Source organism: Lysobacter sp. GCM10012299 (genome assembly GCF_042649405.1).
Lineage (GTDB): Bacteria > Pseudomonadota > Gammaproteobacteria > Xanthomonadales > Xanthomonadaceae > Lysobacter_J.
Map to the genome: position 1 here is coordinate 307,247 of NZ_JBHRZC010000003.1, position 23,238 is coordinate 330,484.

22 protein-coding genes are annotated in these 23,238 nt (G+C 67.0%); 7 read left to right on the forward strand and 15 right to left on the reverse strand.

The window, feature by feature from the left end:
* Positions 1 to 10 precede the first annotated feature (10 nt).
* Positions 11 to 1,759, reverse strand: a complete 1,749-nt coding sequence (locus ACFOPO_RS09375) for a DUF6438 domain-containing protein (protein ID WP_386702938.1) — start codon at positions 1,757 to 1,759, stop codon at positions 11 to 13.
* 208 nt (positions 1,760 to 1,967) lie between these two features.
* Here ACFOPO_RS09375 and ACFOPO_RS09380 point away from each other — a divergent pair, with 208 nt between their 5' ends.
* A complete protein-coding gene (locus ACFOPO_RS09380; protein ID WP_386702939.1) occupies positions 1,968 to 2,549 on the forward strand; it encodes a DUF4136 domain-containing protein in 582 nt (193 codons plus the stop codon).
* A gap of 53 nt (positions 2,550 to 2,602) precedes the next feature.
* Here ACFOPO_RS09380 and ACFOPO_RS09385 read toward each other — a convergent pair whose 3' ends face one another.
* The 6 genes from ACFOPO_RS09385 to ACFOPO_RS09410 form a co-directional block, all read right to left on the reverse strand.
* Positions 2,603 to 4,198, reverse strand: a complete 1,596-nt coding sequence (locus tag ACFOPO_RS09385) for a serine hydrolase (RefSeq protein ID WP_386702940.1) — start codon at positions 4,196 to 4,198, stop codon at positions 2,603 to 2,605.
* Between the two features lie 2 nt (positions 4,199 to 4,200).
* Positions 4,201 to 5,244 carry a DUF1611 domain-containing protein gene (locus tag ACFOPO_RS09390; RefSeq protein WP_386702941.1) on the reverse strand — a complete coding sequence of 348 codons (1,044 nt, stop codon included), beginning with the start codon at positions 5,242 to 5,244 and terminating at the stop codon, positions 4,201 to 4,203.
* Between the two features lie 6 nt (positions 5,245 to 5,250).
* Positions 5,251 to 7,569 carry a TonB-dependent receptor gene (locus ACFOPO_RS09395; protein ID WP_386702942.1) on the reverse strand — a complete coding sequence of 773 codons (2,319 nt, stop codon included), beginning with the start codon at positions 7,567 to 7,569 and terminating at the stop codon, positions 5,251 to 5,253.
* 99 nt (positions 7,570 to 7,668) lie between these two features.
* The gene (locus ACFOPO_RS09400; protein WP_386702943.1) at positions 7,669 to 8,994 is read right to left on the reverse strand and encodes a peptide MFS transporter; all 1,326 of its coding nucleotides are present in this window, start codon (positions 8,992 to 8,994) and stop codon (positions 7,669 to 7,671) included.
* A gap of 2 nt (positions 8,995 to 8,996) precedes the next feature.
* A complete protein-coding gene (locus ACFOPO_RS09405) occupies positions 8,997 to 9,995 on the reverse strand; it encodes a dipeptide epimerase (RefSeq protein WP_386702944.1) in 999 nt (332 codons plus the stop codon).
* Positions 9,996 to 10,014: 19 nt separating this feature from the next.
* Positions 10,015 to 12,036, reverse strand: coding sequence for a serine hydrolase domain-containing protein (locus ACFOPO_RS09410; RefSeq protein WP_386702945.1), 2,022 nt, complete (start codon positions 12,034 to 12,036; stop codon positions 10,015 to 10,017).
* A gap of 229 nt (positions 12,037 to 12,265) precedes the next feature.
* Here ACFOPO_RS09410 and ACFOPO_RS09415 point away from each other — a divergent pair, with 229 nt between their 5' ends.
* Together ACFOPO_RS09415 and ACFOPO_RS09420 are read left to right on the forward strand one after the other, a co-directional pair.
* Positions 12,266 to 12,901, forward strand: coding sequence for a helix-turn-helix domain-containing protein (locus tag ACFOPO_RS09415; protein WP_386702946.1), 636 nt, complete (start codon positions 12,266 to 12,268; stop codon positions 12,899 to 12,901).
* A 125-nt stretch (positions 12,902 to 13,026) separates the two neighbouring features.
* Positions 13,027 to 14,052, forward strand: coding sequence for a methyltransferase (locus ACFOPO_RS09420; RefSeq protein ID WP_386702947.1), 1,026 nt, complete (start codon positions 13,027 to 13,029; stop codon positions 14,050 to 14,052).
* Positions 14,053 to 14,055: 3 nt separating this feature from the next.
* Here ACFOPO_RS09420 and ACFOPO_RS09425 read toward each other — a convergent pair whose 3' ends face one another.
* The 4 genes from ACFOPO_RS09425 to msrA all read right to left on the reverse strand — a co-directional run bounded on the left by ACFOPO_RS09425 (position 14,056) and on the right by msrA (position 16,668).
* On the reverse strand, positions 14,056 to 14,412 hold the full coding sequence (locus ACFOPO_RS09425) for a hypothetical protein (protein ID WP_386702949.1): 357 nt from the start codon (positions 14,410 to 14,412) through the stop codon (positions 14,056 to 14,058).
* Complete coding sequence (locus ACFOPO_RS09430) at positions 14,409 to 15,116, reverse strand: hypothetical protein (RefSeq protein ID WP_386702950.1); 708 nt, start codon at positions 15,114 to 15,116, stop codon at positions 14,409 to 14,411. Before ACFOPO_RS09430 ends, ACFOPO_RS09425 begins: the two co-directional genes overlap by 4 nt.
* Positions 15,113 to 15,985, reverse strand: coding sequence for a DUF2167 domain-containing protein (locus ACFOPO_RS09435; protein ID WP_386702951.1), 873 nt, complete (start codon positions 15,983 to 15,985; stop codon positions 15,113 to 15,115). The genes ACFOPO_RS09430 and ACFOPO_RS09435 overlap by 4 nt, the downstream gene beginning before the upstream one ends.
* A 182-nt stretch (positions 15,986 to 16,167) precedes the next feature.
* Entirely contained in the window at positions 16,168 to 16,668 is a 501-nt protein-coding gene (gene msrA / locus ACFOPO_RS09440; RefSeq protein WP_386702952.1) for a peptide-methionine (S)-S-oxide reductase MsrA, read from the reverse strand.
* A gap of 177 nt (positions 16,669 to 16,845) precedes the next feature.
* On the opposite strand from msrA, the gene ACFOPO_RS09445 reads away from it, so the two are divergent.
* Positions 16,846 to 17,304: a MarR family winged helix-turn-helix transcriptional regulator gene (locus ACFOPO_RS09445; protein WP_386702953.1), complete on the forward strand. Its 459-nt coding sequence runs from the start codon at positions 16,846 to 16,848 to the stop codon at positions 17,302 to 17,304.
* A gap of 19 nt (positions 17,305 to 17,323) precedes the next feature.
* Here ACFOPO_RS09445 and ACFOPO_RS09450 read toward each other — a convergent pair whose 3' ends face one another.
* Genes ACFOPO_RS09450 through ACFOPO_RS09460 form a run of 3 tightly spaced genes read right to left on the reverse strand, consistent with a single transcriptional unit; the run spans position 17,324 to position 19,346 of the window.
* Positions 17,324 to 18,559 carry a glycosyltransferase gene (locus tag ACFOPO_RS09450; RefSeq protein ID WP_386702954.1) on the reverse strand — a complete coding sequence of 412 codons (1,236 nt, stop codon included), beginning with the start codon at positions 18,557 to 18,559 and terminating at the stop codon, positions 17,324 to 17,326.
* Positions 18,556 to 18,897, reverse strand: coding sequence for a hypothetical protein (locus ACFOPO_RS09455; RefSeq protein ID WP_386702955.1), 342 nt, complete (start codon positions 18,895 to 18,897; stop codon positions 18,556 to 18,558). Before ACFOPO_RS09455 ends, ACFOPO_RS09450 begins: the two co-directional genes overlap by 4 nt.
* A gap of 53 nt (positions 18,898 to 18,950) precedes the next feature.
* Positions 18,951 to 19,346: a GFA family protein gene (locus ACFOPO_RS09460; RefSeq protein ID WP_386702956.1), complete on the reverse strand. Its 396-nt coding sequence runs from the start codon at positions 19,344 to 19,346 to the stop codon at positions 18,951 to 18,953.
* Between the two features lie 315 nt (positions 19,347 to 19,661).
* Between ACFOPO_RS09460 and ACFOPO_RS09465 the strand changes: the two genes are divergently transcribed.
* Both ACFOPO_RS09465 and ACFOPO_RS09470 read left to right on the forward strand, forming a co-directional pair.
* Complete coding sequence (locus ACFOPO_RS09465) at positions 19,662 to 20,105, forward strand: fasciclin domain-containing protein (RefSeq protein ID WP_386702957.1); 444 nt, start codon at positions 19,662 to 19,664, stop codon at positions 20,103 to 20,105.
* Positions 20,106 to 20,200: 95 nt separating this feature from the next.
* Complete coding sequence (locus ACFOPO_RS09470; protein ID WP_386702958.1) at positions 20,201 to 21,400, forward strand: glycoside hydrolase family 18 protein; 1,200 nt, start codon at positions 20,201 to 20,203, stop codon at positions 21,398 to 21,400.
* 34 nt (positions 21,401 to 21,434) lie between these two features.
* On the opposite strand, the gene ACFOPO_RS09475 is transcribed toward ACFOPO_RS09470, so the two are convergent.
* Positions 21,435 to 22,217, reverse strand: a complete 783-nt coding sequence (locus tag ACFOPO_RS09475) for an SPFH domain-containing protein (protein WP_386703289.1) — start codon at positions 22,215 to 22,217, stop codon at positions 21,435 to 21,437.
* Between the two features lie 553 nt (positions 22,218 to 22,770).
* On the opposite strand from ACFOPO_RS09475, the gene ACFOPO_RS09480 reads away from it, so the two are divergent.
* On the forward strand, positions 22,771 to 23,217 hold the full coding sequence (locus ACFOPO_RS09480; RefSeq protein WP_386702959.1) for an Ohr family peroxiredoxin: 447 nt from the start codon (positions 22,771 to 22,773) through the stop codon (positions 23,215 to 23,217).
* The last annotated feature ends 21 nt before the right edge of the window (positions 23,218 to 23,238 follow it).

Sequence of the window (23,238 nt, forward strand, 5' to 3'; positions counted from 1 at the left end):
GTAATCGAGCCTATGACTTACATGAAACATCCGCAAGCGGCTCTGGGGCGGGTTCCGACGAACGGTCAGCGCCAAGGTCAGCGCTTCCGCGCCGCGGAGGCCGTGCCGCCGGGTGGTCCTTCAGCCAGGCGACGACCCGCTGCCAATGCTGGTCGCGGGCGTATCCGGCGAAGTCGCCCATTTGCGACATGTCCGTCCCCGCCTCGAGCAGCAGCAGGGCGACTTCCTCGTCACCCACCGACCCGAGCGGCGGCAAGCCGTAAGTGCCCGGCGCCGAAGCGGAGAGGCCGCGGTCGAGCAGGTAGCGCACGAAGCGCGCATCGTCCGCTTCGGCGGCGATGTGCAGCAGCGTGTCGCCGTCGGCGCGTGACGCGTGGATGTCCACGCCCTGGAGCTCCAGCCATCGGGCGATCTCGAGCCCCTCCCAGCGCTCCGTCTTGCTCCAGCCCGGGTGCGTCAGCAGCAGCGATACCGCCGAGCGCTTGCCTTGCGCCAGCTTGCCGTCGTCCGGCCTGCCATCCTCAGGTTTGTCGTCGAAAGTCAGTGCCGGATGCACTCCTGCGCCAGGCACGTCCCAGATCATCCTGACCAGCGCCAAGCTTCCGCCGGCGATGGCGTCGCGGAAAGCGGCGTCGATTTTGGCCTGGTCGGGCTTGCCGTTGGTTGCCAGCGCGCCCTCTGCAATCAGGGCCTGTACGACTGCCACGCGCTGGGCGCGCAGCGCATCGCCCAGCACCGACGGGCCGTGGCTCCCCAGCAGATACCTGGAAGGTTCGGCGCCGCTGATCGGAGCGCCCAGTTCGATCAGCCTGGCCATCGCCAGGTCGTCCTTGCCTTCGTCGTTGGCCACCGCTCGCGCCAGCATCTCCGCGCCGTCAGCGGAATCGAACCTGAAACCTTCGGCCGCCAGGGCATCCACTGACTCGGTGGAGATCCTTATCCACTTGTCCGTACGCGCGACCTTGTCGACCTCGTTCTCGAACGCGGTCACCAGCGGCGGCATACCCGCCATCTGGCCGACGTAGTCTTCGATCTGCTTCACCTGCCCGCCGATCTCGAAGGTCAGCACGTAGGTCGGGTGGTCGGTGATGCCACTGCGATAGCCGGACCGGAGCGACCAGAGGTCCTTGGCCCTGAGGCTGTCGATCAGCGCGGTGACCTCTCCGCGGGGAACCCGGAACTGATGGCGCCCGGCAACATCGACGAACTCGCCGCCCTGGTAGGTGACCAGGCCGTCACCCTGCACCTGCACCCGGTACTGCGGACAGCTGCCGTAGCAGCCGGTTCGCTCCAGCGAAATGCGGATCTGGTCCTGCGGAGCCGACGGCAACGACACATGCGTTTCCGCCAGTTCCTGCTCTGCGACCCGTTCCTTGACGATCGCCGGAACGGCCCGGCCGTTGCGTACGAATGGCGCGTACCAGATGGCGTTGAGCGCTTCCCGGCGCGGCGGGGTGATGTTCAGTGGCTGGCCGAACGCGCCCAGCTGGCCGTGGCAAACCACGCGCCCGCCCTCGTCGACGCGCAACGTCAACTCCATGCCCCAGAGGTCCTGTTCGGTTCCGAATGGGTAGCTGATCACCGGCAGCGGCGCGCCGCGGTGTGCCTCGACCTCGTCTGGTTCCGGCACCGCGCCAAGCAGCTGCTCGGCCGTGCAGGCGCCGATGGCCGGCGCGCTGACCGGCGAATCGCGGAACGCCTGCGCCCCCGGCAGGAACATGGCTGCAGCCAGGGTGACCCCGGCCAACGTCGCTTTCATCGTGAATGCCCCCGTCACACGATCGCCCCGAACCCCCGGGCGCAGCAGCGGAGATTACAGCCAGCCCGGATCGAGTGCGGTGCGGCGCGTGGCGCCATCGTGACGGCCGTCGAAGCGTGACTGAATGCTTCAGAAAGCCCCTCGCCCCCTCTCGCTTGCCTGACAGCCGCAGGCGTATGCTGATGTTGCCGCCACTTGGGAGCCGGCCATGAAACGCACACTCATTTTCGTCGTCGCGATGGGCATCGCGATGATCTCTGGCTGCGTCACCACGCCGGCCGTGTTTACCGACTACGACCCGGGCGTGAGCTTCGGCCAGTACCGGACCTACCGCTGGGCGCAGAAGCCGGAAGGCTATTCGCCGCTCGAGCAGCAGCGCCTGGTCGCCGCGGTCGACGCCAAGCTGCGCGAGCGCGGCTGGACACAGTCCACCGAAGCGCAGATCGACATCGTCGCCAACGTCGCCACCGAGACGCGCTACAGCCTCGACAGTTTCTACAGCGGCCCGGCATGGGGCGGCTGGGGCTGGGGCGGCGGTTGGGGCGGCTGGGGTTGCTGCGGCGGTTGGGGCTGGGGTGCCAGCTACGGCTCGACCACGACCCGCGCCTACACCTACGGCACGCTGGTGCTGGACATGTTCGACGCGCAGAGCAAGCGCGCGATCTGGCGCGGCATCGCGCAGGGCACGGTGCCGTCGAATCCGCAGCAGCAGACCACCAACATGCTCGCCAGCGTCGACAAGATGTTCGCGACGTTCCCGCCGGGCGCGCCGGTCGCACAGGCGCAGTAAGCATCACGAACCTGCAGTGCGGCGCCGGGAGAGAGTCCGGCGCCGCACGTTCTTCAGCCGCCCCCTTGCGGCGTGAATAGCAGGTCCTGGTAGTCCCAGCTGAAATCCGCCAGCGGCGACACGGGCTTCATCGTGATGCGGTCGACCTTGCCGTCGGCATCGATCGCGAAGCTCACGTAAGCCGGTTCGGCCGTGCGATCGTCCCAGCTGACCTTGAACGTGTCGTACTGCCAGTGCTCCAGGGTGCCGACCATGTTCGGCGTCTGCTTGAAGTTCAGGCGGAGGCGGCCTTTCTCCTGGGCGATCTCGATCGGGCCGTACCACGGGTCCGCGAACTTGCCGGCGTAGCCGTCCAGCGGCAGCGACGGACGTGACGGCTTCTTCTCGGCCTTGCTCTTGGCCAGGTAATCCAGCGCACCCTGCACGCGGCCCTTCTTGTACGCAACGAAGTCGCCCACCCAGTCGCGGTGCGGCGCGCCAAGGTAGTGGTCGAGCAGTTCGTAGCCGAGCCCGCGCAGGACCACGCCGTCCTCGGAGTTGATCTGCAACGAGAAGCCGACCTGCTTGTCCGGGATCAGCACCACCAGCGTCTGCACGCCGAACACCGCGCCGCCGTGCTCGAGAATCTTCACGCCGCGGTAGTCGCGCACGTCCCAACCCAGCGCGTACGCCGAGAACTGCGGCGTGGCCTCGGCAATCGGCGCCGGATAGGCGTCGATCGGCATCAGCACCTGCGGCGTCCACATCTGGCGCGACGCCTCCTCGCTGAAGAGACGGCCCTTGCCATCCGGCAACGCGCCATGGGCGAGCTGGATCTGCAGCCAATGGCCGAAGTCGTTCGCGCTCGACGACACGCCGCCGGCCGGCGACGCATTTGCGCCCAGGCTCTGGCGCTCGTCGAGCACTTCCTGCTTGCCGACGCCGCGGAAGCCGCCGTCCATGCGCGCATGCGGCTGCACGCGGTTGGCGGTGGCCCAGCGGTCGACGTCGCGCGTGGTCGAGGTGCGCATGCCGGCCGGCTTGAGCACGCGCTCGCGCACGAAGGTTTCCCAGTCCTGGCCGCTGACCTCCTCGATCAGCTGGCCGGCAACGGCGTACAGCAGGTTGTCGTAGGCATAGCCGCTGCGGAAGCTGGTCGCCGGCTTGATGTAGCGCAGCCGGCGCACGGTTTCGGCGCGGCTCAGCGACGAGCGCGGCACGAACATCAGGTCGCCCGCGCCCAGGCCCAGGCCGCTGCGGTGCACGAGCAGGTCGCGGATGGTCATCTCGCGCGTGACCCAGGCGTCGTACATCTGGAAGCCGGGGATGTGGTCGATGACCTTGTCGTCCCAGCCGATCTTGCCTTCGTCCACCAGCACGGCCAGCGCGGCCGTGGTGATCGCCTTGCCGGTCGATCCGGTCGGGAAGATCGTGTCGGCGTCGACCGGTTCGGGCGAACCGAGCTTGCGCACACCGTAACCCTTGGCGTGCACCACCTTGCCCTGCTCGACGATGGTGACGGCCATGCCGGGCACGCCCTGTTCGCGGATCACCGCGTTGACGTGCGCGTCGAGGTCGGCCGGCGGCGCCGCCCATGCGGCAAAGCTGAAGGCGAGGCCGGCGACTGCCGGTACGATCTTGAGCAGGGTTCGTTGCTTCGTACCGGACATGTTCATCCCAGGCATTGGTTGATCAGTGCTTCGAACTCGGCGCCGCCGCGGATCGGGTCGGCGACGGCGCAACCGAGGCGGTCGCTTTCCGCCGCCAGCAGGCGACGCGCGGCGTCCTCGTCGAGGTGGGCGGTGTTGAGGCTGACGCCGCCGCAACGGATCTGCGGATTGGTGCGACGGCCCAGCTGCAGGTTCAGTGCAATCGTGTCTTCGATGCTCGGCACCGCGTAGTGCGCATGGCCCAGCACGCGATCACGACCGGGCTGGTGGCAGACCACCACCACGTCCGGCTGGCTGCCGTGCAGCAACGCCAGCGACACGCCGGCGTAGGCCGGGTGGAACAACGAGCCCTGCCCTTCGATCACGTCCCAGTGCGACGCCGCGGCATCCGGCGTGAGCAACTCGGCCGCACCGGCGGCGAAGTCGGCGATGACCGCATCCATCGGGATGCCACCACCGGCGATCAGGATCCCGGTCTGGCCGGTGGCGCGGAAGTCCGCATCCAGCCCGCGTGCGGTGAAGCCGCGAGCAAGTGCCAGCGCCGTGTACTTCTTGCCCAGCGCGCAATCGGTCCCCACCGTCAGCAGGCGATTGCCGCTGCGCTTGCGGCCGCTGGCAATCGGCAACTTGTCCGGCGGCCGCCGCACGTCGATCAATCGGCGACCATGGCGCGTGGCGGCGCGCTGCAGTGAAGGCAGATCCGCCAGGCGCATGTGCATGCCGCTGATGATGTCCAGCCCGGCTTCGACGGCCGCGACCAGCGCCGCCTCCCAATGTTCGGGAATGACGCCACCGGCATTGGCAACACCAATCACAAGCGCACGCGCCCCCAACGCGTGCGCCTGCGACGGTGACATGGCCGGCAGGCCCGTGCTGACACGGGCGCCGGGTAACAAGTACTCGCCGACACACCGCTCCGGTGCCCAGTCACGCAGACCGAAGGCGGTCTTGGCGTAACCGGGCTCCACCGTGTCCCCCAGGAACAGCAGGTACGGCGCGGGCAATGCGGGCGACACGGGTTCGTGCAACGAGCGGGCGGCTTGCATCTTCGGTCAGAACCTGTAGTCGACCTCGATGCCGAACGTGCGAGGCTGGATCGGCGAGGCGACCAGCTTCTCGGTGACGTCGGTCAGCTCGCTGGTGACGTCGCCGATCGACTGGTAGGCGCGCTCGTCGCTGACGTTCTTCACGTACGCGCGGAACGTCCAGTTCTCGTTGCTGATGTAGGCATTGAGGTCGACCGCGGTGTAGGCGTCCAGTTCCAGCGGCGGCGTGACATCGCTCATCAGCAGCGCCGGCGGCGTGGTCGTGCCGTCGAGGATGTCCTGGCGCGTGGTGGTGCCGTTGCGACGCTCGCTGGCGTAACGCAGGGCGCCGCCGAAGTGCGCGGTCCAGCCGTTGGACAGCGTCATGTAGTAATCGGCCGTCGCATTCCACGCCCACTCCGGCACGTACGGCAGGGCATCACCCTTGGCGCCGCTGGTGATCTCCACCAGGTACGGCGGCGACGCTGCGCGGATCACCGGGAAGTCCTCGTCGAGCTTGGCATCGGTGTAGGCACCGTTGACGCCGACCTGGAAGTTCTCGGTGACATGGAACACCGTCGACAGCTCCATGCCGGTGCTGCTGGCCTTGCCGGCGTTGACCAGGCCCGACACGCCGTTGACCACCGAGGCCACCTGGATGTCTTCCCAGGCGATGTGGAAGCCGGTCAGGTCGAACTGGAAGCGGTTGTCGAGCCACAGCGACTTCAGGCCCAGCTCGTAGTTGGTCAGCGTCGAGGAATCGACCTGCGACGGCAGCCCTTCCACCAGCACGTTCGGGCCGCCCGGCTGGTAGCCGGTGGCGACGCGTGCGTAGATCATCGCGTCGTCGCTGAGCTGCAGCTGCGGGCTCAGGCTCCAGGTGAACACGTCCTCGGAAGAACTGTTGGGCGTGTTGGCGATCGGCAGCAGGATGCCCTCGGTGACGTTCTGCGAGAAGTCCTGTTCGTTGCGCGCCCAGCGCACGCCGGCGCCGATCTTGAAGTCGTCGGTGAAGTTGTAGGCGCCGTTGGCGAAGAACGCGGTTTCTTCATACGTGCTCGGGATCGCCATCACCGCCAGGGTGCCGGCGATGCTGTCGTACGGCGCCGGCAGCGGCGAACCGTCGAGCTGGTTCAACTTGGCGACCTGCGTCTGCAGGGCGTCTTCCTTGGTGTAGAACACGCCGGCCATCCATTCGAACGGACCGTTCTCCTTCGAGACCAGGCGGAACTCCTGGGTGAACTTGTCCAGGTCCAGGCCGATGTCGAACGACGAGCTGCCCGGCTCGGGCAGGCCCAGCAGCAGGTCGGCGACGCCGCCGAACTGGATGGTCGAATCCTGGCGCTGGTTGCTGCGCGACTCCGAATAGCCGGTGGCGGAGACGAAGTCGGCCCAGCCCAGGTTCCAGTTGACCGTGGCCGAGTAGAAGTCGACGTCCTTGTAGAAGGGCTCGTCGACGAAGACGTTGTTGGTGAGGTCGCCGAACAGCGGCTTCAGCGTGTCCGGGTCGAGCGCGACCTGGGCGTTGTTGTCGCTGTCGACGGTCTGGCGCATCGCTGTGAGGTCGAGCGTTGCGGTCTCGCCCTGCCAGCGCATCGCCACGCGCGCACTGGTCTGCTTGCCCGAGTTGATGTCTTCCTCGCCGGTGACGGCGTTGTCGATGTAGCCCGGCAGTTCGTTCTGCGCATAGCTCACGCGCAGGCCGAGGCGGTCGTCGACGATCGGCAGGTTGGCGCCGAAGCGCGCGTTCCAGCCCACGTCGCCGGAATCCTCGACGCTGGACAGGCCGCCGCCGACGCGGAACTCGGTGGTGGTCAGGTCAGGCGCGACCGACACGTACTTGACCAGGCCGCCCATCGAACTGGCGCCGTACAGCGTGCCCTGCGGGCCACGCAGCACTTCGATGCGGCCGATGTCGTAGGGCAGCAGGTCGAGTGCGAAGAAGTTGGCGGCCTGGTAGATGCCGCTGGAGCCCAGCGGGGTTTCGTCCAGGTAGGTGCCGACCGTGGCGCTGGACGACAGCGGCGACACGCCGCGCAGCGAGACCTGGGTCTTGCCAGGCGAACCATTGGTGCTGATGTACAGGCCCGGCACCGTGGCCTGGAAGTCGCTGAGCTGGGTGGCGTGCGCGTTCTCGATGCTCTCTTCGGTGATCACGCTGATCGAGGACGGCACCTCGCGGATGTTCTCCGAGCGCTTGTTGGCCGTGACGACCACCTTGTCCAGCTCGGTCGCGCTGTGGCCGCCGGCCGAGGCGGCGTCCTGGGCGAAGGCCGAGCCTGCCACCGCCATCGCCAGCGTGCCGGTGATGACCATCGCCAGCGGGCTGCGGCGCAGCGTACGCATCGACGTGCGCTTCGTGTTGGCTTTGTTGCTGCTTGCGTCAACGTCGTACATGTCTTCGTTCCCCTGGTGAACTGGAAGCTGGTGGACTGGTTGTGCGGACTAAGGTGTTGCCGCGGCCACGGTCGTGGCCGCCGCGGGCGACTGCGCGACCGCTTCCACCCGGCGGGTGGGACGGTCGAGCAGCAACAGCAGGACGCCGGCGGCGATGCCGACCGCGCCCATGAGTACAAAGAAGGAAGAAGGACCGAGCACGCTCCAGTAGGTACCGAGCACGCCGGCGAGCAGGCTGCCGCCGAAGGTGGTGAAGAACCACGCGGCGATGGTGGTGGCGCCGTGCCCCGCCGGCGCCAGGCGCGCGAACAGGCCCAGGCCGATCGGCAGGATGAAGAGTTCGCCGGAAGTCAGGATGAGGAAGAACAGCGCCAGCCAGACCCAGCTCGCCTGCCCGGCCGGCGTCATCGCGCTGACCGCGGCCAGCATCAGGTAGGCGCAGGCGACGCCGAGCGCACCCATTGCCATCTTGCGTGCCGGTGCCGGTTCGCGACCGTTGCGCGCCTGCCGCGTCCAGTGCGCGACGAACAACGGCGTCAGCACGATCACCAGCAGCGGATTGAGCGACTGGAACCAGGTCATCGGGATGGTGAAGCCGCCGAGCACGCGGTTCACGCCGGTGTCCGCCCACAGCGCGATGGTGTTGCCCAGCTGCTCGTAGGCGCCGCGGAACAGCATCACGGTCAATGCGATCGCCGCCAGCACGCGCACGCGGGCCCACAGTTCGTGGCGCTGCAGCGCGGCTTTCTGCGCTGCCGGCGCATCATGGCGTCGCGGGCCCTCGTCCGGCAGGTGGCGTGCCCCCAGCACGTAGATCACCAGGCCGGCGAGCATGCCGATGCCGGCCGCGCCAAAACCGTAGTGCCAGCCGTAGAGTTCACCCAGGGTGCCGCAGACCAGCGGCGCCAGCAGGCCGCCGACGTTGATGCCGACGTAGTACACGTTGTAGGCCGAGCCGCGGCGGGGATCGTCCTTGGCGTAGAGCTTGTCGATCTGGCTGGGCAGGCTCGGCAGGAACAGGCCGTTGCCGAGCGCGATCGCCGCCAGCGCGAAGTAGAACAGGCTCTCGGAGGCCATCAGGAAATGGCCGAATGCCATCACCGAAGCGCCGATGATCACGGCGCGGCGACGGCCGAGCCAGCGGTCGGAGATGACGCCGCCGATGATCGGCGTGAAGTAGACGGTCGCGGTGTAGACGCCGTACACCAGCGACGCCTGCTGCTGCCCCAGCAACAGCTGCTTGGTCATGTAATAGACCAGCAGCGAACGCATGCCGTAGTAGGAGAAGATCTCCCACATCTGCGTGAGGAACAACACCGTGAGGCCACGTGGCTGGCCGAACAGGTCCCGGCTGCTGCGCACGTTGGCCGCCATCGTCAGCAACCGCCCCAGACGTTGCCGGGGCAGTCGACCTGGCCGTTGGCGTAGATCACCCCCGGGCTGCGGTCCTGCGCCAGGAACAGCGCACCGTCGAGGTCAACGATGTCGCAATGCTGGCCGAGCACGAAGCCGGCGCCCATCGCCCAGCTGGTGCCGATCATGTTGCCGACCATCACCTGCAGGCCCAGCGCGCGTGCACGCTCGGCCATCAGCAGGCCTTCGGTGAGGCCGCCGCATTTGTCGAGCTTGATGTTGACCACGTCGAAGCGGCCCAGCAGCGGCTCGATCTCGTCCAGGCCCTGCACGCTTTCGTCGGCGGCGATGTCGACCGGGCAGCTCAGGCCATCGAGGCAGGATTCGTCACCGCGCGCGCACGGCTGTTCCAGCAGCGAGACCTTCTCGTCGACCAGCACCGGAATCAGGCGCTGCAGTGTGGCGGCGACATAACCCTGGTTGGCGTCGACGCCGAGCCAGACGTCCGGACGCGCGGCGCGTACTGCGCGCACGCGGTCGATGTCGATGTCGACTTCGCCGGTGAGCTTCATCTTGATCGCGCGGGCATGCGAGTAGGCCACTGCACCGGCGCCCATCACCTGCGGCTCGTCCGCACCCAGCGTGTAGGTGGTGAGCAGCGGTCGTGCCGTTTCAAGCCCGGCCAGCTTCCACACCGGCACGCCGGCGCGGCTGGCTTCCAGCTCCCACAGCGCGCAGTCGAGCGCGTTGCGGGCGCCGCCGGGCGGCAGCAGCGCGCGCAGTTCCTCGCGGCTGATGCCGGCTTCGATCACGTCGCGGTGCGACTCCAGCGTCGCCAGCATGTCGGCGGGCTCGTCGCGCAGGTAATAGACCCCTGCCCCTTCGCCACGGCCCGTGTGCGGGCCATGGCGCAGGGTCACCACCGTCACCGGCGAATCGCGGAAGACGTGACCGGAGATGCGGAACGGCTTGGCAAGGCGAAGCAGTTCATTGCGGAGTTCGACACTGACGGCAGTAGCCACTGATGTATTCCTGCCGTCGTCAGTAGTTGGCGCCGTAGCCGACGATGTTCTGGGCGATGCCGAACCACAGCAGCCCCAGCATCGACAGCGCGAGCACGACGCTCCACAGCTTGGCCGGCCAGCGGCGACCGCTGCGCAGCACGTGCCATGCATTGGCCAGTCCGACCACCGCCGCCAGCGGCAGCACCACCAGGTTCAGCAGGCGCAGCAGGTGCACCCACTTGTCGTTGGCCGGCGACAGCATGTCGAGGCTGCTCAGCATCGCGATGGCCATGGCCACTGCGCCGCCCAGTGCGACCACCACGGCCAGCGAGGCGAGGCGGATGCGCTTGTGCCAGGTGGCGTCGGCGCCGGTGAGCTTGTATGCAACCTTGTAGTGGCGGCGCACGAGGGCCGAGATCGGCCAGGCCAGCACGGTCAGCAGCAGCGCGCCCAGGCCAATGGCGAGGATCGGCAGGAACAGGCCGCCCGAGCGGTACCAGGGCGTGCGGTCGAAGACCATGAAGGGCGAGATCGGATCGGTGCTGAAGCGCACGACCTTGCCGTCGACGAGCTTGGCGGCGATGCGGTCGGAGCTGTCGAGGTCGCGCCAGACATACGGGGCGACTTCGCGCCACTTCTTCGGCGCACCGTTGGCGCCGAGCAGGTCGGGCACGGTGATCGTGCCGTCCTCGTTGGCGACGACGGTGGTCTGTCCGAGCAGGTAGGCGATGGCGACGAAGCCATCTTCGGAACGGCGGCTGTTGTCGTAGCGGCCGGCGATCTGCGCGGCGTGCTGCTTGGCGGTGGCCTCGTCGACCTTGCCTTCGGCGTTCGGGCCGGGCAGGTAGCGGTCGGCGAACTCGTGGAACAGCTCGTTGCGGACCACGTGGGCCGCGCCTTCCTTGCCACCGGAGTTGACCGAGATGTAGAGGCCGACGCCGTCATCCGGGAACAGGTGCAGGTCGGTGTGGAACCACTGCGTGTCGCCGGCATGGGCGACCGAGCGGTGGCCGTTGATGTTGGCCTCGTAGAAGCCCAGCGCCATGCGGTTGAGCGGCGGCAGGATCGTCAGCGTGGTGTCGTGCATCTGCCGCGCGGTGGCTTCCGACAGGATGCGCGCGTCGCCGTAGGCGCCGTTGTTGAGGTGCGCGATCATGAACTTGGCCATGTCCGCGCCGGTCGAGGCCAGGCTGCCGGCCGGGGCCGGGTTGACGATCTCGTACGACTTGGCCTTGCCTTCCGACGCCTGCGAATAGCCGCTCGACATCAGCGCCTGCAGGTTCTTCGGCAACGGCTGGCGGAAGCTCGAGTGCTGCATGTCCAGCGGCTTGAAGATGTGCTGGTCGATGTAGTCGTCGAACGACTGGCCCGACACGCGCTGGACCACGTAGCCGGCCAGTGCGGTGGCGTAGTTGGAGTACGACGGCGTGGTGCCCGGGTCGTAGATGCGCGTGGGCACCCAGTGCTTGAGGTAGGTCTCGAGGTCGAGGAAGCCCTTCTGGTCGTTGGCGATCAGTGCGCGCGCGGTTTCTTCCATGCCCGTGGTGTGGGTCATGGCCTGGCGCAGCGTCACCGGCTTACCGTCGCGTGCCGGCACGGTGAAGTCGAGGTACTTGTTGATGTCCTCGTCGAGGTTGAGCTTGCCCTGCTCGACCAGCTGCATCACCGCGGTCCAGGTCAGCAGCTTGGACACCGAGCCGGGGCGGAACAGGGTCTTGTCGGGATCGACCGGCTTGCGCGAAGCGACATCGGCGTAGCCGTAGCCCTTCTGCAGCAGCACCTGGCCGTCCTTCACCACCACCACCACCGAGCCGGCGATGTCGCCGCGCTTGAGCGCGTAGGGCATGAAGCCGTCCAGCCAGGCTTCGACGTCGGCGCGGTTGAGCGCGGACTCGCCCGGCACCGGGACATCGGTGGCCACGGCCGGCGTCTGCGGCACGACCGCAGCCGGGGCGTCGGGCACCGACACCGGCGGTTTGATTTCCTGCCCTTGCTGGGCCCAGGCCGGCGAACCGGCCAGGATCATCCCGATCAGGCACGAGACTGCAGTCAGACGCATCGACACGTACTCCCCAAGTTCATGCCCGAAGGGCGGATCCCGCTGGCGCAACCGGGAAATCCGGGCGCACTCAGGCCGACTATCGACCTGTTTCGGCATTAATGATCCTAATCGGAGAATTGTCAACCCGTTCTGGCCAAGGTCGGCAAAAGGCGGGATCATGGCCACCAGTCCCCCGGTCCGCCGCCAGGCACACCCCGGGACCCGCCCGGCAGGAGCCCCCACGTCCATGAATTCGCAACACCCCACGATTGGCAGCCTGCTGCGCTCGCTGCGCGCGCGTAACGGCTGGACGCTCAAGGAGATGAGCGAGAAATGCGGCATCCCGCTGTCGACGCTGTCCAAGATCGAGCACGACCGGCTGACGTTGAGCTACGACAAGCTGCTGCAGCTGAGCCAGCGGCTGAACATGCGCATGTCCGAGCTGTTCGCCGAGACCGACGAAGCCTCCGAGCCGGCGGTGACCGCGCGCCGCAGCATCGGCCGCCTCGACGACTCGATCCGCGTCAACACGACCAACTACGACTACTACTACCTGTGCCCGGAATTGCGCCGCAAACGCATGATTCCGGTGGTCACGCGCGTGCGCGCCAAGAGCATCCGCGAGTTCGGAGACCTGGTCCGGCATTCGGGCGAGGAGTACATCTACGTGCTCGAAGGGCGCGCGGAAGTGCACACCGAGTTCTACGACCCGATCGTGCTGGAGGCTGGGGAGTCGGTGTATATCGACTCCAACATGGGGCATGCCTATGTGGCCGCGGAGGGGTGCGAGGAGGTGGTGCTGCTGGGCGTGTGCTCGAGCAGTGACGAGCAGCTGATGCAGTCGTTGATGACGCTGCATGGGGATGAGGCGGCTCATCGGTGAGGTGAGGTGAGGTGATGCGCCGGCTCCCGGGTGCGCTTCGCTTACCCGGGCTACGGTGAGTTGGGGTGGCCGTGGAGGGGGCCGGGGTGCGTTGTTCTGCAGATCCCGGTCTGCCGAGGTGCGCCATGAACGACTTGTCCCCTGCGCGGATCATCGAGGTCGGCATGGGCTTCTGGCCCGCCAAGACGCTGCTGTCGGCCGTCGACCTCGACGTGTTCTCGCGGCTGGGGGCCGCCGGTGCGATGACCGGCGCCGAGTTGCAGGCCTCGCTGGGGCTGAGCCCGCGCGCCAACCCCGACTTCTTCGACACGCTGCTGGCGCTGGGCTTCCTGGAGCGCGACGGCGACGGGCCGCAGGCGCTGTACCGCAATACCGCCGAGACCGCGCTGTTCCTCGACCGCGCCAGCAAGGGCTACATCGGCGGCTTCCTGTCGATGGCCAACGATCGCCTGTACCCGTTCTGGAGCGACCTGAGCGAAGCGCTGCGCAGCGGCGAGCCGCAGAACGAGATCAAGCGCACCGGCGCATCGATGTTCGACGAGCTGTACCGCGATCCGGCCCGGCTGGAACAGTTCATGTGGGCGATGGCGGGCATCTCGGCCGGCAACTTCAAGGCCTTCGCCGAGGCGTTCGACTTCTCGCGCTACACCACGCTGTGCGATGTCGGTGGCGCCACCGGTCAGCTGTCGATGGCCGTGGCCAGGCGCCACCCGCACATGCGCTGCATCAGCGCCGACCTGCCGGTGGTCACGCCCATCGCCGAACGCGAGATCGCGAAGGCGGGGTTGTCGGACCAGGTGCGCGCGCAGTCGCTGGATTTCCTCACCCAGCCATTGCCCAGTGCCGACATCATCACGATGGGCTTGATCCTCCACGACTGGAACCTGGAGGGGAAACGCCACCTCGTCCGCGCTGCATACGATTCGCTGCGCAAGGGCGGCGCGTTCGTCATCATCGAGAACCTCATCGACGACGACCGGCGCGAGAATGCCTTCGGCCTGATGATGTCGCTGAACATGCTGATCGAGTTCGGCGATGCGTTCGACTTCACCGCGCGCGACTTCGACGGCTGGTGCAGGGAGGCCGGATTCGAGCGCACCGAAGTGCTGCCGCTGGGCGGACCGGCCAGTGCGGCGATCGCCTACAAGTAGCCCTTAGAACTCCCGTCCGCGCGGGCGCAGCCATTCCAGGTCGCGAAGCGCGGCATCGAAGGCCAGGTCCAGCTCCTCGTTGCGATGCCGGATGAATTCGCCGACCTCGGGCGCCATGCTCGCGACCCGCGCCGGATCGTACTCGGCCTTCTTCGCCCGGTACGCCGCCTCGATCTGCTCGCGGGTGGCATCGGCGCTGATGCCCAGCACTTCGTGCCACATCTGGCCTGGCGCCTGTGCCTGCGGCAGCGGCGGCGGCGCGGAGGCCTTGCCCTGGCGCAGGCTCGGCAACATCACCGCGACCAGCCAGTAGCCCAGCGCGCCACCGCCCACGATCACCATCAGTTCGGTCGTCGTCATTGCAGAATCTCCAGTCGCTGCCTTGCCTGCAGCAGCTGTTCGTCGCCTTCGGCGAAGTCCAGCGCCAGCGCCATGCGTTCACCGATCGCGCGGCCGATCCGCGTGGCATCTTCGCGGTCCAGCACGCGGTTGGCCACGTCGATGGCATTGCCACGCAGTCCGCGTCGCAGTGTCAGGCGCCGGACCAGGTTGATCGCATGCGGCGGGCAGCACACGGCTTCGAAGCCGATCGAACCGACCTCGCGCGTGCTCAGCCCGAACACGCGCCGGTACCGCCACAGCTGCAGCACCAGCCAGCCACAGGTGGCATACACGGTTGCCAGCAATGCCAGCAGCACCAGCGGATGCGGGTAGCGCCACAGCAGAAGCGGCAGCACCAGCAGCATGAGCAGCCACAGCAACCGGCAGCCGCCCTTCAGTGCGTCCAGCGCGGCAATGAAATGATTCAGACCGGACCAGTGCGGCGGCGGCGACAGGTCGCCTTCGCCGAGCCAGGTCAGGCGGAACATCGCGGTCGTCGGACGCCACGGATCGGGCAGGTACAGGCGCCGACCGGCCAGCTCGAAGCCGGATCCGGTCGAAGCCCGCCAGCGCCACCCGGACCGCTCCAGCACTACCTCGTCGTAGTGCAGGAGCAGCATGGAGTCCTGCAGGTAAAGCGCGAACACGCCGAACACCAGCAGCAACTCCATCGGCAGGTTCATTCCGAGGCGCCGTCCTTCTTGCCCAGCATCTTGCGCAGTGCCGCCCAGCCACCGGCCAGGCCCACCAGCACCAGCTTCCACGCCTTGGCCAGGAACACCGCGATCGCAGCGAAGAAACCCTTCTTCGACGCCACTGCCGCGGCACCGCCGGTGATCAGCGCGGCCAGGCCGTACTCGGCGACGTGGTCGCCCGCCTGGTATTCGGCGTACTTCTCGCCGGCATTGAAAGTGTAGCCGGGCACCAGGCCCTTGAAGTCGGCAATGGCGGCGTCGAGGTCTTCCGGATTGGCGACCAGCACCACTTCCATCACGCCGTGGCGGCCGAGCAGGCGGGTGTTGTAGTTGACCACCTTGTGGTTCGACGGATGCACTTCGGCAAGCACCGCCCATTCCAGCAGCTGCAGGTTCTTGTCGTACTGCGGCTTGAAGCTCCAGCCCTGGATGTGCATCGTTTCCCAGCCGCGCTGGCGACGCTCTTCATTGGAGGCGTCGGTGCCTTCCTTGATCGAGGCCAGGATGTCGTCGGCTTCGAGCTTCTCGTCGTCCTTCACGTAGCCGACGTCGTCGAAGCTGAAGAACGAGAACCAGCTCAGGTCCTTCGGCGCCAGCGTGTACTCGTCGCCTTCGCCGGACGGGTTGTGCATCATTTCGTTGAGCTTGCGCGTGCCGGCCGCGCCGAGGAAGGCATAGCCCTTGGGCACGTCGATCACGGCCTTGTCGGCGATCACGCCCTTGGCCGGGCCGACCTGCCACGGCAGGCTGGAGATATCCGCTTCACCGCCGCCCGCGTCCTGCGCCATCGCAGGCATGAGCCCGTGTGCCAGCACGAGCGCAGTCGCCGCCAGCACGGAAAACAAGTGCTTCCGCATGATCCTTTCGTCCCCTGATTGATGTGGTCCGAACCAGCTTGGTTCGAGCGTGCCAGGCGGTCCCCACCGCCCGGTCCCGCCGTATTCCACATGCGCAGGACGATGCCAAGCCTAAGTGCAGGACCGCGCGCGGGCAACCATTGTGTGATCGTTGCCCGCGCGCACCTGTCACTGGCCTGGTATCACGCGCGTTCCGGCAGTTTCCACTCCGGCCGGATGAAATGGCAGGTGTAGCCCTCGGGGTAGCGCTCCAGGTAATCCTGATGTTCGGGCTCGGCTTCCCAGAACGGACCGGCGGGTGCGACTTCGGTGACGGCCTTGCCCGGCCACAGTCCGGACGCGTCGACGTCGGCGATGGTGTTCTCCGCCGTCTTCCTCTGCTCGTCGTTCGTATAGAAGATGGCCGAGCGGTAGCTCAGGCCGACATCGTTGCCCTGGCGGTTCTTCGTGGTCGGGTCGTGGATCTGGAAGAACAGCTCCAGGATCTTGCGATAGCTGATCACCGACGGGTCGAACACCAGCTCGATGGCCTCGGCGTGGGTGCCGTGGTTGCGGTAGGTGGCATTGGCGACATCGCCGCCGCTGTAACCCACGCGCGTGGACACGATGCCGGGGTAGCGGCGCAGCAGGTCCTGCATGCCCCAGAAGCAGCCGCCGGCCAGGATGGCAGTCTCGGTGGTCATATCGATGCTCTCCAATTGTTCAATCTTTGTTAATCGCATGCGTGTGGAACGGACGCGATGCAGAAGATGGAGCCCGCCAGGTCGATTTCAATGGCGGGACGGAATATATCACGCTAGCGATTGCATCGCATACGTGCTAGAGTCCGGGCGTCATATCGCGCTCCATCGGAGGCATCCATGAAAGCCAAAACGAATGAACGGGGCCCGGACCGGAAGCTGTCCGAGTTCCTGTGCTTTGCCGTCTACTCGGCCAACCTCGCCTTCGGAAAGATCTACCGGCCCATCCTCGACGAGCTCGGCCTCACCTACACCCAGTACGTCACGCTGGTGGCGCTGTGGGAGCAGGACGACCAGACCGTCGGCGGGCTCGGTGAGAAGCTGTTCCTGGAGTCCAACACCCTCACCCCCATCCTCAAGAAGCTCGAGGCGATGGGGTATGTCGAGCGTGCGCGCGATCCTGCCGACGAGCGCCAGGTGCGCGTGCGGGTGACGCGCGCCGGACAGCGCCTGCGCGACCGGGTCGATATCGACCTCGGCGATGCAACGGGCCTGACCGCGAAGGATTTCGCCCGGCTGCAGAAGGAAATCGTCACGCTGCGCAACAGCGTGCTGGATGCCACCGGGCGCGAGGAGTAACGACGGCCCGTCGCATCGGTCAGTTGCGTGCGCTGAGTCGTTCGATCGCCGCAAGCGCGGTCGCCAGACCGTTTTCTTCGCGCATGCGTGCGCCCAGTTCGCGGGCACGCTCGCCCACGGGCGCCGCCAGCGCCTGGTCGATGCGCTGCGCGAGAACGTCGCCGCTGATGTCGCGGCCCTTGACCGCAGGCGGGGCGACGCCACGCCTGTGCATCTGCGCCGCCCAGAAGAACTGGTCGCCGGCGAACGGCACCACGACCGACGGCACTCCGGCGCGACATGCCGAATGCGACGTACCCGACCCGCCGTGGTGGATCGCCAGCGCAGTGCGCGGCAGCAGCCAGTCGTGTGCGGTCTCGCCGATGGCCAGCACGTTGGCCGGTAGATCGCTCGTGTCGACGCCACTCCAGCCGGCGTGGAACAGCGCGCGGCGACCGCGCAACGCGGCGACCATCGCCTGTTTCAGCCGCTGAGTATCGAAGCCGGTCATGCTGCCGAAGCCGATGTAGATCGGCGGCTCGCCTGCTGCCAGGAATGCCTCCAGCTCCGCCGGTGGCGTCCAGTTCGGAGATGGCAGCATCCATTGCCCGCACGCGAGTGTATTGGCCGGCCAGTCGTCCGGCGCGACCAGCAGCGAAGGCGACACGCCGTAGAGCATCGGATGGCCTTCCCACATGCGCTTGCGCGCGGGCAGGCCGCCGACCTGGGTGAGCGCGGTGTTGGTCGATGCGCGGAATGCGCGCCACATCATCGAGGCGACGAGCTGGTGACTGGCGCGGTTGAGCACGCGCGGCACCAGCGAAGGCGGCAGGAACGGCGACGGGAACGCTCGCGTCGGCGACAGCGGGATCATGCCCGTGCCGATCACCGGGATGCGCAGGCAATCGCCCGCGGCCAGCCCGACGAACGCGGCAATCCCGGACACCAGCAGCAGATCGGCGTCGCGGGCTTCATCGAGGATCGTCCGCAACCAGGCCGACGCATGGGTGTTGGCGATCGCGGCCAGCGCCTTGGCCGTGGCATTGAGGTCGCTGCTGCCGCCGACGACCGTGCCGATGCCCTGCCCCGGCTCGAGCGCGCCGCGGATGTCGCCTGCAAGCGCGGTAGTCGGCACACCGAGCGCATGCGCGCTGCCGAGCGTCCCGGCGTCTGCGAGCAGGCGCGCATCGTGGCCGGCGTTGCGCAGCACATGGCAAAGCGCGGCCAGCGGACGGGTATCGCCCTCGGTGCCGTAGGTGGCAGCAATTATCTTCATGCGGGTTCGAGCGGCGCCTCCTGCGCCGTGGGCAAGGCGACTGCGTGCGCCTTGAGAATGCGGCTTGCCACAAACAGGTTCTTGGCCGGAAGGATGAGGCCGGACTCGAACGGGCTCAACACGATCGTGGTCACCAGCACCGGCACCAGCCCGACAGTGCGGGCCCTGGGATCGATGGCGCGGCAGATCCTGTGCACGCGGACGGTATAGAAGAGCACCGGCGGAACGGTGACGAGTGCCAGCATCACCGAGGTCGTGAGGCCTCGCTGGTCCCATTGGAAGCCGACGAAGCAGCACATGGCCGTGAACCAGACGACGTGCAGCACATAGGTACGCACGAGGCCGGCGCGCGCCCTGCGCAGCTGATCAATCAGCGATGGCGCGTGACGGTTCAGTCGAAGTGCTCGATGCTGTCCGGAAGGCGAACCCAGGCGTGCTTGCGCACCCCGTAGACCGACACGCGCGGCGGCGGGAACTCCGGATCGGCGAAGGCACCGACCGGGATGGCGATCGCATCGGGAAACGCGTCCATCAGGTAGTACACGGTGCAGCCGCACTCCGGGCAGAAGTGGAACCGGGCCGAGGTGCCCTCATCGCCGACGCGCACGAACTCCCTGCTCGGTCCGTCGATCGTCGCCGCGTCGAGCGGGAACCTGGCCTGCGTACTGAACACCCCACCGGTCCGCCGCTGGCATGCCAGGCAATGGCAGATCGAGATGCGTATCGGCTCGCCCCGCGTGCGAACGCTGAGCTTTCCGCAACTGCATGAAGCGATGCGATCTGTCATGACGCCCCACCACCACAGGCCCGAAGCCGCGTTATACCGCTGCCGGCGCAGCCAGGCCAGCGAAATTGGTCTTGAATCGAATTGCACACTGCGCGATGAACATGATCGCGATCAGGTCGTCAGATCACCATTACCTAACGGCTCGCGGCGCAAGCTCCGCTGGCACTACGACGCAAAGTCGTAACGGCCACTCAGCCGCGCAGCACGTCCCATCCCCCACCCGCACTGAGCCCTATCGCCCCGCCACTGGCAGGGGCCTGGCTTCGGCCGCCCTCGATTCCGTGCAATACGGATCGCACAAAAGGCACCAATTCCATGAATACCGTCAACAACACCCCGAACAGCAAGAACCTCGTCGATACTGCCGCCGCCAATGGCTCGTTCAAGACGTTCGGGCAAGCCATCGATCGCGCGGGAATGAGCGACACCCTGCGCGGCGTCGGGCCGTTCACCATCTTCGCGCCGACCGACGCAGCGTTCGAAAAGCTCCCGGCAGGTCGCCTGGAAAACCTGTTCAAGCCCGAGAACAAGCAAGAGCTCGTATCCCTGTTGAACTATCACGTCGTCAGTGGTCGCAAGATGGTTGCCGATATCGGCAAGTGGGAATCCGCCAAGACCGTCAACGGCCAGTCCGCTCCGATCAGGATGACCGATGACCAGGTCAGCATTGACGGCGCGAACGTCACCTCGGCCGACATCGGCTCGAGCAATGGCGTCATCCATGGCATCGACAAGGTCAATGTTCCGACCAAGCAGTAACGCAGTCGGATCGACCATCGGAACGGCGGGGCTTGCCCCGCCGTTCTCTTTTCAGGCATCTTCCGGCCGGCGTACTTCCAGTTAGGCAACCCTCGATGCTCCGACGTTTCCTGCGGACCCTCGCCACCCTCCTCCTCGCGATCCCCGCGACCACCATCGCGTTCGCGCCCGCACAGGCAGGCGACGCGCCTGCGAGCCATGTCATCGGCGCCTACTACCCGGGTGGCTCGGCGTCGCGCTATCCGGTCGCGCAGATTCCGGCCGACAAGCTGACGCACGTGTTCTACGCGTTCGCGCGAATCGAGGACGGACGCTGCGCGGTCGCGCCCGAGGCCGCCGCACATTTCAACGCGCTCGCTGACCTGAAGCGCAAGCATCCTTCTTTGCGCACCCTCATCTCGATCGGCGGCTGGGAAGCGGGCGGGTTCTCCGATGCCGCGCTGACGGCGGCCAGCCGCAAGCGCTTCGTGGCGTCGTGCATGGCGTTGTTCTTCGACCGGCACCGCGGCGAGTTCGACGGGGTCGACATCGATTGGGAGTTCCCGGTTTACGGCGGGCCCACCCACCTCGCCGCGCGGCCAGACGACCAGCGCAACATGACCCTGCTGGCGCGCGAGTTCCGCAGCCAGCTCGACGCCACCGCCAAAGCGCGCAAGCAGAAGTTCCTGCTGACCGCCGCGCTGCCGGTGGGTCGCATGCAATCGGCCGGCCCGTACGATCCCGCGCGCAGCTTCGAACTGGCCGAGCTGGCGGAGACGCTGGATTTCATCAACCTGATGACCTACGACATGGGCACGACGTTCTCGCCGGTGGCCGCGTTCAACGCGCCCCTGCGCGCCGACCCGGCCGATCCGCTGCAACCGGACCTGCGGCGCTGGAACAATGTCGAGGGCGGCGTCGACTACTACCTCCAGCACGGCGTTCCCGCGGACAAGCTGGTGCTGGGCGTGCCGTTCTACGGCCGTGGCTATCGCGTCACCAGCGACACCGGCGATGGCCTGTACCAGCCTTACAGCGCCCCGTTCCAGGCGGGCGACTGGCGCGACATCAAGGCGCGCCTGCTGAGCGATCCGAAGTGGCAGCAGCACTGGCACGACACGGCGCAGTCGCCGTGGCTGTTCAATCCGGCGGAGCGCATCTTCGTCAGCTACGAAGACCCGAAGTCGATTGGCCTGCGCGCCGGACTGGCGAAGGACCGCGGGCTGCGCGGCGTCTTCATGTGGGAACTCACCGGCGACGACGACGAGCAGAGCCTGCTCAAGGCCATGGTGCGGCCGTTCGAAAGCGACCGCTAACCAAAGCGGCTTCCCGAAGGAAGCCGCCAGCGCCTCACTTGGAGACGATGCTGGTGCCCTGCGGCACGAGGTAGCACGCGGTGGCGGTCTTGCAGGCCTCGGCCTGGATCTCGGCCAGCTGGCGGGCCAGGTACTGCTCGGGCGACAGGCCCATCTTGTTGCGATAGGCGTTGTCCGCGTCGGCCTTGGCTTCCTGCTCCAGCTTGCGCTGCTGCTCGGCGATGGTGGCGGCGACCAGCGTCAGGTTGCGCTGCTGTTCGGCCGCGGTGTTGTTCATCTGCGTCAGCACGTTCTCGTTCGGCTTGGCCTTGCCGAGGTTGACCGCCATCACTTCCACGCGGATGCCGGATGCCTTCACCAGCGCGCGCAGCTGCTCGGTGACCTCCTGGTCGACCTTCTCCGCCGCCACGGGGTCGGACATCATCTGCGCCATCTTCTCGGACTTGACCGCCCGGCGGACGATCGAGTTGTACGGCGACAGCACGTTGTTGGCCCACCACTGCGGGCCGAAGCGCTTGAGCGTGTCGGCCGCATCGATCACGCGCAGCTGCACGCTGGTGTCGAAGTCGAGCAGGATGTTGTCCATGGACGAGAGGTCCTGGAACGGGATGTGCAGGGTCTGCGGCGCGGTGGTGACGTAGATGACGTTGGTCGACATCCAGGTCACGTCGCGGCCTTCCGCCAGCACCTCGGGCCGGATGCCTTCGTGGCCGAACAGGTACGGGCGGTCCTGGTAGACGGCGACGTCGCCCGGGTCGGGCTGTGCAACGGTGCATCCGGTGCCGTGGAGTGTCATGCCCAGCGCGATGGCGAGCATGGCGAAACGACGAGAAGATTGCGTCACTCAGTTCCCCCTGGTTGGCCGGCCGCGGAGCGGCTTCGGCTTGAACTGGTTGCGCAGGTTACCGGACGGTGTGCGTGCGCGCGAGCAGCACGCCGGCGACAGCTCCCGTGGTGCCGCCGGTTCAATCGCATGCACGGTGTCAGACGGTGACGTTTACCGCCACGTCGATGTTGCCCTTCACGGCCTTCGAGTACGGACAGATCTGGTGCGCTTCATGCACCAGCCCTCAGCGACCGCTGCTCAATGGCGTGCCCGTCGATCTGAATGGGTTATGGCGCGGCTCGCGCAGGCCATGCGCGCAGCGAATGACCGCCTGTCGGAAATGGTGGCAATGGCTTTGACATGCCCGGCAGTTTGCGCGAGCATATTTACATCGCATGCGCTTCAGTCGGATGCGATAAACAAAGTCTGAACCACCCCCTCCCCACCGATTGACTGCTCCCACCGACCTCCCTACAGTGCGCATCCATCGCATACGATGTAATCGGACGCGATGACAAAACCTTCCCCACCAGAGCAAGCCACCATGACCACCATCGACAAAGTTCTCTTCACCGGCAAGACCCACACCACCTATGGCCGCGTCCCGACCGCTGCCGACCACGGCAACGTCAACCTGGCGCTGTCCGCCCCCGGCCACGCCGACCTCGACCAGCAGTTCACCGCCGTTGCAGCGCACCCCACCGCGGAGCAGCTGTTCGCCGGCGCGTGGTCGGCCTGCTACATCACTGCGATCGGCCTGATTGCCTCGCAGAAGCGCGTGACGCTGCCGGCCGACACGTCGGTCGACATCGAGGTCGACCTGGGCCAGAGCGGTGCCGCCTGGCTGCTGGCTGCCCGCTTCGAGGTCCGCATCCCGGGCCTGCCGCAGGACGTCGCCGAGAAGCTTGCCCGCGCCGCCCACGAGATCTGCCCCTACTCGAAGGCCGTGAAGGGAAACATCGACGTCGCCGTCAACGTCACCACTTCGTAAAGCATTGCTTCCGACGGTCGG

Coding starts and splice junctions, on each gene's coding strand:
- ACFOPO_RS09375 (WP_386702938.1), bottom strand. CDS start 1,759: ATGAAAGCGACGTTGGCCGGGGTCACCCTGGCTGCAGCCATGTTCCTG.
- ACFOPO_RS09380 (WP_386702939.1), top strand. CDS start 1,968: ATGAAACGCACACTCATTTTCGTCGTCGCGATGGGCATCGCGATGATC.
- ACFOPO_RS09385 (WP_386702940.1), bottom strand. CDS start 4,198: ATGTCCGGTACGAAGCAACGAACCCTGCTCAAGATCGTACCGGCAGTC.
- ACFOPO_RS09390 (WP_386702941.1), bottom strand. CDS start 5,244: ATGCAAGCCGCCCGCTCGTTGCACGAACCCGTGTCGCCCGCATTGCCC.
- ACFOPO_RS09395 (WP_386702942.1), bottom strand. CDS start 7,569: ATGCGTACGCTGCGCCGCAGCCCGCTGGCGATGGTCATCACCGGCACG.
- ACFOPO_RS09400 (WP_386702943.1), bottom strand. CDS start 8,994: ATGGCGGCCAACGTGCGCAGCAGCCGGGACCTGTTCGGCCAGCCACGT.
- ACFOPO_RS09410 (WP_386702945.1), bottom strand. CDS start 12,036: ATGCGTCTGACTGCAGTCTCGTGCCTGATCGGGATGATCCTGGCCGGT.
- ACFOPO_RS09415 (WP_386702946.1), top strand. CDS start 12,266: ATGAATTCGCAACACCCCACGATTGGCAGCCTGCTGCGCTCGCTGCGC.
- ACFOPO_RS09420 (WP_386702947.1), top strand. CDS start 13,027: ATGAACGACTTGTCCCCTGCGCGGATCATCGAGGTCGGCATGGGCTTC.
- ACFOPO_RS09425 (WP_386702949.1), bottom strand. CDS start 14,412: ATGACGACGACCGAACTGATGGTGATCGTGGGCGGTGGCGCGCTGGGC.
- ACFOPO_RS09430 (WP_386702950.1), bottom strand. CDS start 15,116: ATGAACCTGCCGATGGAGTTGCTGCTGGTGTTCGGCGTGTTCGCGCTT.
- ACFOPO_RS09435 (WP_386702951.1), bottom strand. CDS start 15,985: ATGCGGAAGCACTTGTTTTCCGTGCTGGCGGCGACTGCGCTCGTGCTG.
- msrA (WP_386702952.1), bottom strand. CDS start 16,668: ATGACCACCGAGACTGCCATCCTGGCCGGCGGCTGCTTCTGGGGCATG.
- ACFOPO_RS09445 (WP_386702953.1), top strand. CDS start 16,846: ATGAAAGCCAAAACGAATGAACGGGGCCCGGACCGGAAGCTGTCCGAG.
- ACFOPO_RS09450 (WP_386702954.1), bottom strand. CDS start 18,559: ATGAAGATAATTGCTGCCACCTACGGCACCGAGGGCGATACCCGTCCG.
- ACFOPO_RS09460 (WP_386702956.1), bottom strand. CDS start 19,346: ATGACAGATCGCATCGCTTCATGCAGTTGCGGAAAGCTCAGCGTTCGC.
- ACFOPO_RS09465 (WP_386702957.1), top strand. CDS start 19,662: ATGAATACCGTCAACAACACCCCGAACAGCAAGAACCTCGTCGATACT.
- ACFOPO_RS09470 (WP_386702958.1), top strand. CDS start 20,201: ATGCTCCGACGTTTCCTGCGGACCCTCGCCACCCTCCTCCTCGCGATC.
- ACFOPO_RS09475 (WP_386703289.1), bottom strand. CDS start 22,217: ATGCTCGCCATCGCGCTGGGCATGACACTCCACGGCACCGGATGCACC.
- ACFOPO_RS09480 (WP_386702959.1), top strand. CDS start 22,771: ATGACCACCATCGACAAAGTTCTCTTCACCGGCAAGACCCACACCACC.